Source organism: Pseudomonas sp. JL2 (assembly GCF_031570495.1).
Taxonomy (GTDB): domain Bacteria; phylum Pseudomonadota; class Gammaproteobacteria; order Pseudomonadales; family Pseudomonadaceae; genus Aquipseudomonas; species Aquipseudomonas rhizophila.
The window spans coordinates 153,393-168,858 of the sequence record NZ_JAKUDH010000006.1 but is presented as its reverse complement, the minus strand read 5'-3'; the positions used below and the strand labels follow the sequence as shown (position 1 = coordinate 168,858).

Annotated in this window: 10 protein-coding genes and 3 pseudogenes; 7 read left to right on the top strand and 6 right to left on the bottom strand. The window is 56.1% G+C overall.

The genetic code is table 11. The features are described from left to right. The first annotated feature begins 98 nt into the window (after positions 1–98). The 3 genes and pseudogenes from MKS85_RS11210 (at position 99) to MKS85_RS11200 (ending at position 4,302) form a co-directional block, all read left to right on the top strand. Positions 99–2,489, top strand: coding sequence for a TonB-dependent siderophore receptor (locus tag MKS85_RS11210; protein ID WP_160894218.1), 2,391 nt, complete (start codon positions 99–101; stop codon positions 2,487–2,489). A 257-nt stretch (positions 2,490–2,746) separates the two neighbouring features. Further along, positions 2,747–3,034 (top strand): annotated as a pseudogene (locus MKS85_RS11205) (transposase); the annotation flags it as partial. Between the two features lie 215 nt (positions 3,035–3,249). Continuing rightward, a pseudogene (locus MKS85_RS11200) lies at positions 3,250–4,302 on the top strand (alpha/beta hydrolase family protein). A gap of 382 nt (positions 4,303–4,684) precedes the next feature. Here MKS85_RS11200 and MKS85_RS11195 read toward each other — a convergent pair. The 5 genes and pseudogenes from MKS85_RS11195 to MKS85_RS11175 all read right to left on the bottom strand — a co-directional run bounded on the left by MKS85_RS11195 (position 4,685) and on the right by MKS85_RS11175 (position 9,647). Next, positions 4,685–6,070, bottom strand: coding sequence for a DnaJ domain-containing protein (locus MKS85_RS11195; RefSeq protein WP_310662834.1), 1,386 nt, complete (start codon positions 6,068–6,070; stop codon positions 4,685–4,687). 6 nt (positions 6,071–6,076) lie between these two features. Continuing rightward, positions 6,077–7,768 (bottom strand): molecular chaperone HscC, encoded by a 1,692-nt coding sequence (locus tag MKS85_RS11190; protein WP_310662833.1) that lies wholly within the window; start codon positions 7,766–7,768, stop codon positions 6,077–6,079. 628 nt (positions 7,769–8,396) lie between these two features. Further along, positions 8,397–8,711, bottom strand: a pseudogene (locus MKS85_RS11185) (transposase); the annotation flags it as partial. Continuing rightward, entirely contained in the window at positions 8,705–9,304 is a 600-nt protein-coding gene (locus MKS85_RS11180) for a histidine phosphatase family protein (protein WP_139049693.1), read from the bottom strand. The gene MKS85_RS11180 and the pseudogene MKS85_RS11185, both read right to left, overlap by 7 nt. 133 nt (positions 9,305–9,437) lie before the next feature. Beyond that, the gene (locus tag MKS85_RS11175) at positions 9,438–9,647 is read right to left on the bottom strand and encodes an acyl-homoserine-lactone synthase (RefSeq protein WP_257220691.1); all 210 of its coding nucleotides are present in this window, start codon (positions 9,645–9,647) and stop codon (positions 9,438–9,440) included. A 388-nt stretch (positions 9,648–10,035) separates the two neighbouring features. Here MKS85_RS11175 and MKS85_RS11170 point away from each other — a divergent pair, with 388 nt between their 5' ends. Beyond that, the gene (locus MKS85_RS11170) at positions 10,036–10,749 is read left to right on the top strand and encodes a LuxR family transcriptional regulator (RefSeq protein WP_139049692.1); all 714 of its coding nucleotides are present in this window, start codon (positions 10,036–10,038) and stop codon (positions 10,747–10,749) included. Between the two features lie 430 nt (positions 10,750–11,179). Here the strand turns inward: MKS85_RS11170 and MKS85_RS11165 are convergent, their stop codons facing one another. Next, positions 11,180–12,094 carry a transcriptional regulator GcvA gene (locus MKS85_RS11165; RefSeq protein WP_274090224.1) on the bottom strand — a complete coding sequence of 305 codons (915 nt, stop codon included), beginning with the start codon at positions 12,092–12,094 and terminating at the stop codon, positions 11,180–11,182. A 141-nt stretch (positions 12,095–12,235) separates the two neighbouring features. On the opposite strand from MKS85_RS11165, the gene MKS85_RS11160 reads away from it, so the two are divergent. Genes MKS85_RS11160 through MKS85_RS11150 form a run of 3 tightly spaced genes read left to right on the top strand, consistent with a single transcriptional unit; the run spans position 12,236 to position 15,461 of the window. Then, the gene (locus tag MKS85_RS11160; protein ID WP_257220690.1) at positions 12,236–13,531 is read left to right on the top strand and encodes an aminotransferase class I/II-fold pyridoxal phosphate-dependent enzyme; all 1,296 of its coding nucleotides are present in this window, start codon (positions 12,236–12,238) and stop codon (positions 13,529–13,531) included. A 26-nt stretch (positions 13,532–13,557) separates the two neighbouring features. Further along, positions 13,558–14,430 (top strand): TauD/TfdA family dioxygenase, encoded by an 873-nt coding sequence (locus tag MKS85_RS11155; RefSeq protein WP_139049689.1) that lies wholly within the window; start codon positions 13,558–13,560, stop codon positions 14,428–14,430. Beyond that, a complete protein-coding gene (locus MKS85_RS11150; protein WP_139049688.1) occupies positions 14,427–15,461 on the top strand; it encodes a hydroxyacid dehydrogenase in 1,035 nt (344 codons plus the stop codon). Before MKS85_RS11155 ends, MKS85_RS11150 begins: the two co-directional genes overlap by 4 nt. Positions 15,462–15,466 lie beyond the last annotated feature (5 nt).

Sequence of the window (15,466 nt, the reverse complement as noted above, 5' to 3'; positions counted from 1 at the left end):
ACCTGAAAAATAATGAGGTAGCTTCTCATTCTCGTTCGACCTCTAAGGAAGGCCGGAATACAGGCCAGTCTGCCGATGTCCTTTCTTGGAGCGAGAAAATGAGTTCGTCCCCTGTTTCACAGCGCCATCCATTAAATCGTGCCTTGCACGGTGCGATTTTGGGTTTGATCGTAAGCAGCTACGCATTGCCATCGCTGGCGCAAACGTCGAGCACTGACCACAGCAATCAAGTGAAACAGTGGAACATCGCTGCCGGCCCACTGGCGCCAGCGCTTGACCGCTTTGCGCGCGAAGCTGGCATCAGTCTTTCCTTCGACGCATCGAGTGTAGTGAACCGCACCACTGCTGGCGTGAATGGCACGCTCGATACGTCGGCAGCGCTGTCATCGTTGCTGCAGGGGAGCGAATTGCAAATCGAACAGCAAGGTCCGAATGCCTATCTACTGTTCCCTCAACCAAAGCCCGCCGGCCCGCTGGAGCTCGACGCAACAGACGTCGAGGACTACCGCCTTGCCCCCCTCATCATCAATGCCAAGGTCAGGGTCAGTGCCGACGACGACGCCAACTCGGTGGTCGCCAAGGAGCTCTGGGTTGGCGGCAAGGTGGCAACCAGCATTCTCAATACACCGGCCTCGGTGTCGGTTGTTACCAACAAGGAAATGGAGCAACGCAGCGTCAGTACCACGGAAGAGGCGCTGCAATACACGCCGGGCGTGGTCAGTGACTTCTATGGTACGGATGACCGCAACGACTATTTCCAGATCCGGGGCTTCCAGGCTACTACCTACCGTGACGGCTTGACCCTGAGTTCGATGCGCGGCGTACGCGAAGATCCATTCGCCTATGAACGCATAGAGATTCTGCGTGGCGCCAACTCCACACTGTTTGGCCCAGCGGACCCGGGCGGTTCGGTGAATTTCGTGACCAAACAGCCGCGCTTCGAGCAGTTTGGCCAGGGCTATGTGACCTACGGCTCGTTTGACCATGTCGAGACAGGCATTGATGTGGGGGATGCGCTTAACGACGAGAAAACCTTGGCTGGCCGCTTTACTGCCAAAGGCCAAAACAGCGACCGCGAGTACGATCACTCACAGGACGACAATCGGTTGGTGATGGGTGGCCTCACCTGGGCACCCACGGATTACACGTCAGCCACCGTGATTCTGGACTATCTGAAAACTGAAAGTTCGCCCAACAGTGGCGGCTATCCGCTGGACAAGGAATACGACCGCAGCAAGTTTTATGGTGAGCCCAGCTACAACTTTCACGATGTCGAGCGCACCAGCCTCAGCGGTAACGTCACCCATGACTTCGACAACGGCTTCGTACTGCGCAGCAACCTGCGTTACAGCAAATTGACCGATGATTTTGGCTACGTTTACATCAGCGACAGCGCCGCACGTGTCGGTACTAGCGTTGACCGGTATCTGTTTGGAACGGACAGTGAGGCCGACCAGTTCAACGGCAATCTGATGCTGCAATACGATGCCCGCTTCGAGAACATCGACAGCAGTAGCCTGGTCGGAGTGGAGTACCTCGATTCGACCACCAAGGAAAGCTCGGTCTACGCCCTGACGACCCCGATTGACATTGCAAATCCCGTGTTTACTGGCGTTCCACGCTCAATCACGCCGTATGCCGTCAACAAGCGAGACGCGACCACCAAGGCCGTGTTCCTCCAGCAGAACCTATCGTTCTACGAGCGTTTCATCGTCACCGCGGGTATGCGCAACGACTCGATGGACCTTACCAGCAAAGGCTTGCAATCCACTGAGAAGGACAACTTCTCCGAAACCTCCTACCGAGGTGCGTTGACCTATATCGTCAACGATGAGGTGTCCACCTATGTGAGCATGGTGGAATCCGTCTCGCCGCCTCAGGTTGGCGTAACACCGCAGACGGGCAGGCAGTACGAAGTGGGCGTGAAGTATGCTCCGATGGGAATGGACGCACTGTTCTCCGCAGCCGTTTATGACTTGACCCAGGAAAACGTCACCATCGCCGTAGTGCTGCCGAGCGGCATCATTGAGCAACAGACGGTGGGCGAATCGCGGGCGCGTGGCCTCGACCTGGAGGCCAAGGCGCAGGTGACGCGGAACCTCAGCCTGATTGGTGGCTACTCCTATATGGAGTCCGAGGTACTGCGCGGTTCGTTGTACGACGGCAGCTCCCTGAAGGGTAATGAGTTCACCACGGCACCCAAGCATTCCGCTTCGCTCTGGAGTTATTACGACGTGCCTGGCACTGATGTCAGCGTTGGCTTGGGTGCGCGCTACGTCGGCTCTTATTACTTCGATGCAGCCAACTCCGGCAAAAGCGATGGCACCACGCTGTTCGACGCCGCCTTCAACTACGAGATCGCCAAGGGCACCGACCTTGCAGTGAACGTCAGCAACCTGCTGGATGAGCAGCACGTGGTCGGTTCCGGCACAGCGAACTTCTACAACCCGGGTCGCGAGATTACCGCCAAAGTGAGTTACAGCTGGTAAGCAGGCGTTTAAGCCTTTTCCCCAGGTAGGAAGCGGTGCCCGCTATACGGCGGGCACCGTCAACTTGGTCATCATTGTGCGAGATGAAAAGCGAGGGCGTTCGATTTTCATCGTTACGCGCCAGCTGTTAACTAAGCGCCAGTAGCGCGAGATAACATCAACCTGTTTTCGAGCATCTGCTTTCGGCCCAGAGTGTGTAAAAACGCTTTCGCAAACCCTTGCTATGACTTCTGAGGATTTCATCGCAGGGACCGCTCATGAAGCGCTTTATCCAAGGTGAACATCGAGGCCAAGGTACCTTCCTTCCGGAGAGCCTCGACGATTACGTCAGCGATACCAATTCGGTGCGCGTAGTCGATGTCTTTGTCGACGAACTCGACCTGGTCAAACTGGGTTTCGAGGGCGCCATACCGCCTGATACTGGCCGGCCGGCTTACCATCCCGCAATCCTGCTGAAGATCCACATCTACGGTTATCTGAACCGCATTCCATCGAGTCGGTGTCTTGAACCAGAAGCCCAACGCAACGTCGAGCTGATGTGGCTACCAATAGCGGCCCTTCGGACTTGCCCCAAAAGCTCGCCTGCTGACCGGTCAATGCAGATAACGAAAACTATGCATGTTAGGCGGAGTATCGGCTTTAATGTCGGTGCAGACTCAACTGCTCACGGCGCAGGATTTCTATAATTTGCGAGATGTGATGCACACTATCGGTGGGTTCCAGGTTCTGACCCCCTATCTAAATCAAGGAAGACAACCCATTGAAAACAGCTCTCGGCGCCCTGCTTTTAACGTGTCTGACGACCAGCGCTCTCGCTGACGTCAACTCTGTCGGCTTCCAATCCTACACCCTACCGGACCCACGCAATGAGCGTCCGCTGGAGATGGTCGTCTGGTATCCCAGCACAACGACCACCACCCCACAGTTGATCGGCGACAATGTGGTGTTTGTCGGTGCTTCTGCGGTTCGCAACGCGCCGCCCTCTGCTGGCTAGCACCCATTGGTGGTGCTCTCCCATGGATTCAGAGGCAATTGGAACAATCAGAACTGGTTGGCGAGTGCATTGGCCCATAAAGGTTACATTGTCGCAGCGGTCAACCACCCCGGCACCACGACCCATGATCGAAGCCCGCAAGCGGCCGCGCAGTTATGGCAGCGGCCCATTGACCTGCATCGGGCCATTGAGGCGGTCACCACTCAACCTGAAAAATTTGGCGTGACCACAAAGCATCAAATTGCTGTAATAGGCCATTCACTAGGCGGCTGGACTGCAATGGAGATCGCCGGCGCTCGTTTCGACCCAGCCCTATTTGCCCGTGACTGCGAACTCCATCCGCAGTTATCCAGTTGTACCATTTATCAAAAGATCAACCCGGAGGGTACTCCGGTATTAAAGGCTGGTCTGGCCGGCGATTTGCGCGATCAACGGGTCACCGCTGTGGTTTCTTTGGACCTGGGACTCTCGCGCGGGATGACTGATGAGAGCCTTGCGGCACTGCCGGTGCCGGTGCTGGTTATCGCTGCCGGTGCACCATCGGTGGAACTGCCTGCTCAGTTGGAGTCCGCCAACCTGGCCACACGCCTGCCCCAAGCGTCCAGCCGCTATGTCGAGATCAGTGACGCCAGCCATTTCAGCTTCTTGCCGATTTGCAAACCAGGTGCAGTGGCATTGCTCGAAGAGGACATTCCTGGCGATGGGATCATTTGCGGGGATGGCGACAATGCTCGCCCGCGCGAGGTAATTCAACAGCAGGTTACGTCACTGATCACCGAGTTTCTGACGCAGTCCGCGAACAACAAAGTGGAGCTCTAGGATTGCTGGCACTCGGCAACTCAGCAGACCTGAAATTTGCGTAGGAGCCAATTTTTGTGTCGAATCCAGCCACCTATTACGATCAAAACGTTTCTACACAGCCTCGGCCAAAAGCAGACCCTCAGCGTGCGTATCAAGAAAGCTATCAAACACGGTTCAAACCAGGACGAGATACCTGGAGCAGGATAGGACTCGATTCTGGAATTGTTTTCAGCAGGTATCAAAAGCGAAATAAACGAACCCTTATACGAGTTGAGTGTGGCCCGCCTCTACACGGCACTTCGTCGCAAATTACTTACTCATACGGTCGACTGTGATTGATCAGAGCTGCGCTTGGCGGGTAGCAATCGAATACAATCAGTCAGCCACTGCGCGTGCCGTCCTAAACAACAGCTTTCATACGGAAATAGACTGTGGCAGCCATCACCGCCACTGCAATCACAGCCAGAAGGCCCTCGCGTTTCAACAGGTGCCAAGGCAACCGTCCGATCCTCAGTTTTAGCGCTCGTAATGCTCGAGTCCACATTGAAGCCCTGCCGCCGCTCAGTGCGCCATTCGTGAAGTAGATCGTACCGAGGAACACCACCACTGGGCTTGCCCACCGCAGCCACAGGACATCACTGGACCATAAGCATGCCAGGGCTGCGGGCACTGCGCTGGGGAGTACGTGGCGCAGCAATAGGAGCCCAGCGCCTCGCCGGTACCAGCGGCGCGGGAATAACCATCGACTGATCAGCACATCCAGGCGGCCCGCTACCACAGCTACCATAGCCCAAACGTGGTATGCCTTCATGCCGATCCAATTCACGAACAAGATCATCAGCGGCATTAAAACCACCACGCCCAGCACATCGTTCTTTTTCGGCCCGATAATCCCCGAAGCGACAAGAATTGCAGACATTGCCAACCACAGGAATAGGTAGACCCCTCGATAGCTAGTGGGCGGTAACCAATCCCGCCAGTTGTCGAGTGGTTGCAACCCAAGACGCTGGGGCACTTCAGGATATTGATATTCGATGGCTTGGCCGAGCTCTGCAAAACGTTGCCAGTCCAGGGCGCTAAAGCCGTCGGCCATTTCACGACGACGGCCGTCAGTCATGGGCTTGAACAGCATAGCGGCTGCCTGCCCGTGGATTTTATCGTCGTCGAACTTGGCCAAATCACTGAGTACGGTCTCTGACAAGGCTTGTGCCTCGCACTGCCGGATCAGGCGATCCCAGCGCCAGTACTCGCAGGGTAGGTTGCCCTGGGTTTCGTCCCAGCCCATCACTTGGCACACCCCATCGAAGAAGGCTGGCGACCATCCCTCTGCGGATTCGAGCCAATCCAATATGTTCTGCTCGAACTGCTGCCGGCGCTCGAACGGCAATAGCCAGTCGCTGGCCAGCCAGAGGCTTAGCGCGTCCATTACTTGACGATCTTTGCCCTCAGCCAACCACTGCTGCATCTGGCCCAGGGACGGTTCCGGTGGGCTGGCGGTAGTTGGAATATCGACGCGCTCTCTGTGGATGACCAGCGTGGGATCTTCCGCCGGCTGGTAGCGCTCGGGAGTTGACGCGCTTACGGCTGACGGGGCGTAAACGACTTTCCTTCCGGCCTGCGCACGCCAGCGCGCCTCGGCCAACGAGGCTTCATAGGCTTCACGAAGGCGCTGGAACTCATTGGGGTTTTCGTCTGGGCGGTGGATTCTGAGCAGCCGTGCATAGGCGCGTTTGATGCTGCGTTCGTCCGCGTCCGGGGTGAGGCCCAGCACTTGCCAATGACTCATGACGGCTTACCCCTCTTGCTCGAAATGAGCAAGGCGCTGGATAACATCGCCACGGGCTTTACGGATCCGGTGTTCATCCTGGGTATCGAGCACTTGCTGAAAATGGTTCGCCAGCCCGGCGATGTACTGCCGGCGATCGCCAAGGCTTTCTTGATAAAGGCGGTCCAATCGAGCCAGCAGCAGGGTATTGATCTGCTGGTCGCGCGGGTGCACTTTCAGCGCTTCGAGGGCGGCCAGCCGTTGCGCGATTTCCTCGGGAGCCAGTACGCCAGGATTGTTCTCGATAACCAGCCGGCGGGTTTCGCCATTGATGGGCAAATGCACCTGGGCTTCGAGCAAACCGTTATTGTCGTAGGTGAAGCGTACGTCCAGCGTAACCTCGCCGGCCTTGCGTGGTGGTACGGGAATTTCCAGTTCACCGAGGAAAATGTTGTTGGCCACCAACCGGCTTTCGCCCTGGAAGATACCCAGCCTGACCACCTTCTGGTTATCGCTGACGGTCGACACGTCACGGGAGCGGCTCACGGGCACCACAGTGTTGCGCTCGATGATTGGCAGGTAGTGACCGCTTTGGTAATCGGTGCCTAGCTGTACTACGGTCTCGATCCCCAAGGTATAGGGGCATACATCCGTAAGAACCACTTCCTCGAGGGAAGCATGGCGCGCCTGCAGCGCCGCCTGGATGGCCGCTCCCTGCGCAACAACCTCGTCCGGGTTGAGTTGCATTGCCGGGATTCGCCCGAACAGAGTCGCGACCAACTTACGTACCAGGGGCATGCGCGTGGTGCCGCCCACCAACAATATTTCGTCCAGATCCGCGACCTTGATCCGGGCATCGCGCAGCGCACGTTCGATCGGCGTGCGCAGGCGCTCCAACAAAGGCTGGACAATGTCCGCCAGGTCATTCTGGGTCAGTTCCAGACTCCACTCCCGCATTTGCTCGCGAAGGATAAAGTGGGCGACTTGCGCTTGCCCCAATGCATGACGAACCCGCTGAGCCTCACGCCGCAACCGCTGTGCTATGGCTGGGAGGGTTATGTCGGGGAGATCAGCGACACCGATTTTGGCGATGAAATGCTCCACGAGCCGGTCATCGAAATCTTCACCCCCAAGAAAGTTGTCCCCCGCGCTGGCGCGCACTTCCATGACGCCCTCGAACAGCTCCAAGATGGACACATCGAAGGTGCCACCACCGAGGTCGAACACTAGAAAAGTCGTTTCGTTTCGCTCTTGCAGTCCATAAGCCAAGGCAGCTGCGGTGGGCTCGTTGATTAGTTTTTCGATCTTCAGTCCGGCCAACTCGCCAGTAATACGGGTGGCCTTGCGCTGGGCGTCGCTGAAATACGCAGGTACGCTGATCACCGCTTCGTGAACAGGCTCGCCTAAAGCACGCTCGGCATCGGCCTTGAGGCTGCGCAGCAACATCGCCGAGAGTTCTTCCGCACGGTAAGCGCGCCCGCTCAGTAACGTTTCACGGGCGCTGCCCATATAACGCTTGAATAGAGACGTAGTGAGGTGCGGGTGGGTATGCAGCCGTTCGCGGGCAATTTCCCCGACGATCAGTTGGCCGTGGTCGTCGAGGCCAACCACGCTGGGTGTGAGAAGATTGCCCAAGGCATTAGGGAGTAGCCTGGCGCGTTCGCCATCCCAAGCAGCCACTAAGCTGTTGGTAGTGCCCAGGTCGATACCTATGATCACAGTCACTTATCCTTAAATGAGGCGACCGCCCAGCAGCGGACCTTGGTCGTAGGCCCAGACATTACACTGGACGCGGTTACGGATTCACGGTCGGAGTTATCGGCAGAGCTAATGGTGGCTTTAACCCGTCCGCAATACCTTTTGCGGGATCGGAGAACATAACCAACATCAATCAAGTACGCCAGCGATACCAGACACTAATCCTCACCGCGTTGCGAGCAATCGCCAACATGCTCTCTCGTGCTGGTACCCAAAATCGCGACGACCTTATACAAACCCTGCGCAGTAATCACCTCATCCACTCACGCCGGCATGTAAACCGGCCCTAGGAACAGTCAAAAGCCCGCGCTAAGTATCAATTGCAAAGGACCAATTCGAGACGAGCCCTAACCCAAAAATCGCCTGCTGGCTGCTACTCCTTCCCCCTGCTCACAGGTCAACTCACAATTGGCTGCTTTCGGCCCAGAGTGTGTAAAAACGATCACGACCTCAACGTCTTGGATTATCGACACCCGTTGGCTGAGCGATTGCACGATTGATACTGCGTGTCGCATCGGTTGTAACCTGGAGCACATCAGTGCGGCTTTTACAGCCTCTAGGACGGGCCAAAATCAGTATTTTTTAGGCCGACAGCGCCTTCATCGAGCAGCCGATCAACCTGGGCGACATCCGCGACATTGACCGCCGTGCCGATCACGCCGTGGACCAAACCGGAGTCGGCATCCCCGCCAATGTGCGACTTCATTCCGAAATAGTATTGGTTTCCTTTCTTTGTCTGATGCATTTCAGGATCACGTTTACCGTCCTTGTTCTTGGTCGAACTCGGTGCATGAATGATCGTCAACGGATAGGCCGTACGACTGCCTTCGCCCTTCGGATAGTGCGGTTCAATCAATGCAATCGGGCCTTTCCAGGGCACCACCTGATCCATCTCGATCAGCAAACGCTCGCGGCGGGTCCTTTTCCTGGCGCCAAAGCCTCAACCGTAAAACACCCCGAGCGATACACCGTACGGAACTGCATGCCCTGTCTTTGCAGCGTCTTGCGCACGGTCCTCAGGAACATACCGTGGGAGACCACGACCGTGGTCTCCCCGGTCGTAGTGCACGCGGTATAAAGCTCATCGGCCACCCCCACGGCACGCAGGTGTTCCGATCTTCGGGATGCGGCCCCCAACGAAATACCCATCAGCCATAGCACGCGATGCAAGGCAAACCATTGCCTCAAGCCCATCTTCAACAAAGGCACGCGACCCAGCCGCAGGTCGAACTCCTTCAATCGGTTGTCTTGCCGGATACGTCCGGCATCGAACAGCCGGCAGGCCGTGGCATAGGCTCGATTGATCGGCGATGAAATGATGTTCAGCCCTGGCGTCATCAGCGGCCCGGACAACTCCGCACGGCTCAGGAAGTCGGCAATTTCGGCCTCGTCGATCGACGAAGTCTGGTTGTACTCATCCAGCAGCACTTTGGCCGAGACAGCACCGCAGCGTCCGTAGTCGATCAGGGGGGTGGCGTGGCGTATCAAATAAATCACAGTAAATAGACTCCGGTGACAATGGCATTGCCGACCATGAACAAGAACGGTGTATCCCACGTGTGAGGGGACTTCGCTTCGGCCAGGGTCAGCGCGAGAGGAAAAACGGCGCACAGCAATACGAACTGATGCCCTACGAAGTAATCCTTGAACAACACTGATTATCATCACAGGCCAGGACATACACTGTGTCAGAATGATCAAAGGCATCTAATTCAATCCCTTTTTCACAGGGCAAAGGCCAACCTAACTCTTTAACGAATACCTGATATCTATATTTAGCCAGAGCAGTTTCCATTCCTGGCAAAAGATCACTAACAGTCCCTGTTACCGCGGCCAGCATCACTACCTCCTGACGAAGATTATTCCGCCAGTACAACAAACCGGGCTCTTTGTGGGTAGCTGCCCGAATGGGCAGGTCAGGTAAATCAGCGAGTCGCCACAAGGTACTCCTTGTAAATACCGAATTGTATCTACGACAAAAGAATAATGCCGTCTCTTGCCAGCTTTCCTGGCACTTCCGTACTAAAAAATGCGCCATTAAATCTGCCCGCTATTGCTCTGTCTAGACGCATCGGCGATGCCGAATGTTTGGAAGCGTCGGGCTGCGGGCCTTATCGGTCTGAAGGATTACCATCGGAAGGCCACTACATCTCCCGACAGCGTTTTAATCCTGTATAATGAGCCCAGCTCTTATCACGAAAGAGCGCTGACCACGGAAGGTAATATTGGTGATTGATTGGCGTGAAGACTTTATAGCGCTTGTGGCTGGCTGTACTTACGAAAACCAGCTATTTAACGAGCTCGTTAAAATTACAACAGACTTAGGCTTCGAGTTTTGCTCTTATGGGTTAAGACTAAGTTCGCCGTTAGCGTCGGCGCAATATTTTCTGCTTTCAAATTACCCGGACGCCTGGGAAAAAAAGTACATTGCCGGCGATTATTTCTCCCAAGACCCCACCGTTGAACATGGACTGACCCGTTCGATTCCATTGCGCTGGTCTGCGCAGCAGCAAAATCCAGGGCGCGGGTTCTGGGAAGAAGCGCGGCATTACAACCTCAACCATGGCTGGTGCCTTTCTTCGCGGCGTGAACATAACTCGATCGGTCTGCTCTCCGTCTCCCGCTCAAGCGAACGCATTTCAATACAGGAAATGGAAAGCAAAGAGACCAAGCTGATTTGGCTGACTCATCTGGTACATGAGGCCATGGCGCAGTTTTTCTCCGCAAAAACCATGGTCGATACTTACAAACCAATGACCGCCCGGGAGAAGGAAATTCTCAGGTGGACGGCATCGGGAAAAACCTATGTCGAAATCGGGATCATCCTGAACATCGACATACGAACGGTGAAGTTCCATCTGGTGAATGCGATGCGCAAGTTGCGGGCGTCGAACAAGACTGAAGCGGCGGTCAAGGCGTCGTTATCTGGCTTGTTGTCCTGAGACGAAAATGTTCTGAAGCTCGAATGATGACCACGCCTCTCATGGGTCGTCGCCGCTCATGCGTTGATAGCCCAGGCCCACGCATGGCCCGCCAGGCTGTAGGGAACATCGCGCCGAAGGCCTGGTTGTCGAGGCCTCGAAAGTTGCCGTCCTCGGTGCTGCGCGCGGATACCCACATGACCTCCAGGTCTTCAGTCCTCCATGATTCGTTCGAATTTTTCATGGAGCTTATCAATAGATACGACAGGATAATGTATCAAGCCTGTTGATCGCTTTTTACAACTAGTAAATAAGGTCACGCTTGCTCCCAAGCCCCAACGGTGGCCTAGCCCCGGAATGGGTAATATGAATCGCCCTTCCTGCGAATACCGAAATTTTCAACGCTGAGGCAGGACTCACCAACAACAAAATGCAGAGCTGATATATTGATTTATGTAGGTGACTTTGATTCTGCGCTCCGCACCAGATCAATCAACCAAGTACGGAATGCTACGACTTTTTTCGAGTTGGCAATTTCCAACGGCGTCACCAAGTAGAATCCCAGATCGGACTTCAACTTGAGATTGAATGGTGCAACCAGTTTACCGCTCTTCAAATCATCATCGACATAGGTGGAGCGCCCGATGCACACCCCTAACCCGTCAATGGCAGCCTGCACTGCCATCATTGCCAGATCGAAGGTTAGCCGCGTGCCTTCGGCGAGTTTCTTCGGTTGCCCTGCTGCGCTCAACCACATATTCCAGTCGTTGCTGGTCATGCCGCTGACCTGTAAAAGCGTGTGGCTGGCCAGATCGACCGGGCTTTTCAAGGCTTTTTGACCGGTCAGGAGCTTGGGGCTGCACACAGGGAATATCTCGTCGGACATGAGCCAGTCCGCCCGTAACCCCTTCCAGTCGCCGAACCCGTAACGGATAGCGGCGTCGATCCCACCTTTGCGAAAATCGACCAGTTCGGTTGACGCAGTGACCCGCACGTCAATGTTGGGAAAAGCATCTTGAAAGGATGCCAGGCGGGGCAACAACCACTTAGACGCCAGGGAAACCAGGGTGCTAATAGTCAATGCGCTGTTGTTGGTCGACTCGAGCAACATTTCCGTGGAATAGCGTAATTCATGAAACGCCGAGCGAATGCCAGGCAAATAAGCATGACCTTCGGTGGTTAGCGCCAGACCATCCTTGAGCCGCAGAAACAGGCGAATACCCAGTTCATCTTCAAGTCGTCGGATCTGATGACTGATGGCCGTCTGCGTGACATTGAGCTCCTCGGCAGCCTTGGTAAAACTCATATGGCGAGCAGCAGATTCAAACGCTTTCAATCCATTGAGGGAAGGAATTCTAACAGCCATAAGATTCTGTAATGCTCATGAGATTTTGTCATAAGGTAGCATTGAAGAAGTCCTTTGCAAAATGTTTCAGAGGTCGCGGATCCTTGCGTCGTTCTCAAGCTACAACGGCTTGAAAACGACCACTCAAAGGATGAGATCGCCGTGAAGAATACAGTTGAAATTAACAACAGCCCGGACGAAAAAGCTCCACAACTCAAAGCTCGCAATGCATCGAGAATGGCTGAAATCAGCCGTCCACATTTCGACGCTGCGTATGAAAAAGGTCTGATGGGGGTTTCATGTCGGGTGCTCGACAATCGCCGCATAGAAATTGCCACCAGCGGCAAGGAAGTGATCGACTACACCCGCTGCGGTTACCTCAACCTGGACGCCCACCCAAAAGTGCTCGCCGCCGCCAAGGCCTCGATGGATGAAATCCCGTCGGCGCATTTTTCTGTAGCCCGCACACGCCTTTCCGCCGAGCCACTGGTACGCCTGGAACACACCCTCGCTAAGCTGTTCGATGTAAACGGCGTGGTGGTGTTCCCGACCGTGGCCGCCGCTAACATGGGCGCCCTGCCGCTGCTGGCAGCAGGCCTGTTTACCAACGGTGAGAAACCGCTGATCGCTTTTGACCGTTTCGCCCACGTGACTCTGCAGTACCACATCCCAGTTCTACGCGAAGAAACCGACGTGATCGTCATTGAGCACAACGACCTCGACCACTTGGAGCGTCTGTGCCGGGGGGGCCGCAAAGTCGCCTATGTGGGCGATGGTGCCTACTCGATGGGCGGCGCGGCACCGGTTCGTGAGCTGCGTGCCCTGCAGGACAAGTACGGTTTATTCGTGTATCTGGATGACGCCCACGGCATCTCGGTAGTCGGCCAGCACGGTGAGGGCTTTGTCCGTTCGCAACTGGACGGACTGGATGAGAACACCATCGTGGCCGCGTCCCTGGGTAAAGGCTATGGCGCAGCGGGCGGTCTGTTGATGCTTGGCACCAAGCACATCGAGAACTCGATCCGTCGCTATGCACCGACCTATGGCTTCTCCTGTGCACCGAACATGGCGGCCGTGGGTGCAGCACTGGCGTCGGCGGAGATCCATGCCACTCCGGAGCTGCACAAACTGCAACGCGCGCTGCGCAACAACATGAACTTGTTTGACAATCTGATCCCGACCGAGACCAGCGGCAGCGAATTGCCGATCCGGATCGTACGCATCGGTAACGAAGAGGAAGCCATCGCCAAGGGCGAGTACCTTCTGCAACAGGGGCACTACACCTCAGTCGTGTTCTTCCCGACCGTGCCACGTGGTCAGGCAGCATTGCGCATGTCCGTCACCTCAGCCCACAACCCGGCCGATATCCTCGATCTGAGCCTGATGCTCAAAAGCAGCGATTCGAATCGGGATAGCGCCTCTGCCACGGCCCTACTCCAGCCCGCGCTAGCCGATTGACTGATGTCGTACAGGAGACTCTCAACATGACGCGAACGGACTTGGCGGAAACCTTCGTCACGGCGATAACGGATTTCGATATCAACATGGCTTCTCTGGACGAGATTCGTACCATTCAGGAGCTGGTATATGAACGTAAAGTGGTGGCACTGAAAAACCAGACGTTGACCCGTGAAGCCTATCAACAGTTTGCAACGTGCTTCGGGGAACTCGAACAGTTCAAGCTCAAGAGTTACCACGACCCGGCATACCCGAACATTTTGGTGATCAATAACCGCAATGGCGGTGGTGCGGTCGGAGCGCGCAAGCTCGGAAACATGTGGCACAGCGATTCCAGCTATCTGGCCGAACCGCTGCCCCTGACCATGCTGCACGCACAACAGCTTCCCGAGACAGGTGGCGATACGTTGTTCGTGGATATGCAGTCGGTGTATGACGATCTGCCAAAGGATCTTTACGAGCGGGTCATCAATCGTCAGGCCGTACATGACGTGCGCTGGACTTACAAAGTTAAGGAGGACGATGTCGGGGAGTCTATCCAGGAAATCTTCACTCGTCTGGAACAGACCTTCCCGGCCAGCACCCACCCCACGGTTGCCGTGCATCCGCGTACTCAGCGCGAAAGCTTATACGTCAATCCGGGCTATACCACGCGCATCAGTGGTTATTCGCAAGAGCAGAGTCGGGCCTTGCTTGATGAGCTTTTCGCGTTCGCACTGAGCCCAGAGAGGATCTTCAACTACCAGTGGGAGCCAAACGACCTGCTGATCTGGGACAACCGTTCGGTGCTGCATTGCGCAACCGAGTTGTCGCGGAATGCCCAGCGGGTGATGTTTCGCATTGGCGTCAATGACGGCGAGTTCTTTGCCCGAAATGCGTTACAGGAGCGCGTCGCATGAGCAAGAAGCGCGTATTGATCGCCCATATTCTGGGTGCCGAAGGCAAGCGGATGCTGCGCCAGCGTGACGATATCGAAGTGGTGGAGTTCGCCAATACGATCGAGCAGGGCCAGTTCCAGGCCTTGCTCGAGAGTTTCGATGCCGTGCACGGCGTGATCCTCGGGCTGACCCGATTCGGCGCCGCCGAGTTGCAAAGGGCAGTAGGATTGGAGGTCGTGTCGCGGATAGGTGTCGGCTTCGATGCGGTCGATATCCCAGCAATGACCGAGGCTGCAATTCCGGTGATGGTCTGCGCCAACGCCAATCACCGGGCAGTGGCCGAGCACACCCTGGGTTTCATGTTGTCGCTGGCGAAACGGACCGAGGCGCTAAGCCACTTGGTGCGCAACGGCGACTGGCATCATCGCTACGACTACCTGCCCAGTGAACTGGAAGACCGCGAAGTGCTGCTCGTCGGTTGCGGGCGGATTGGTACTCGTGTCGCTACGCTGCTCATGGCGTTAGGGATGCGGGTCAAGGTGTACGACCCATACCTCTCCCCACAGCAGTTGCCCCACGGCGTGGAGCCGGTTGCTGTGCTGGAAAACGGATTGGCAAGCGCCGATTACGTCAGCCTGCACTGCCCGAAAACCGCCGAAACTATCGGCTTGCTGTCCGCCGAGCGTATGGCCTTGATGAAACCACAGGCGTACCTGATTAACACCGCGCGTGGCGGCATCGTCGACGAGAAGGCGCTCCATCAGGCTCTGGTCGAAAAGCGCATCGCTGGCGCTGCGCTGGATGTGTTCCTGCCAGAACCGCCACCGCACGACAGCGGCTTACCCAGCCTCGACAACGTGATCTGCTCGCCGCACCTGGCCGGGGTCTCCCAGGAGGCAGTCAGCCGCATGGCGAAACTGGCAGCCGGCAACGTACTCGACGTTTTCGACGCTAAACCAATCCACGAAAACGCAGTGAACCCACAGGTGTTTCACCGAGCGTTTCACCTGGACAAAGCTAAATCCGCCGACACCATCCCTTACCCAATCTGACTTGT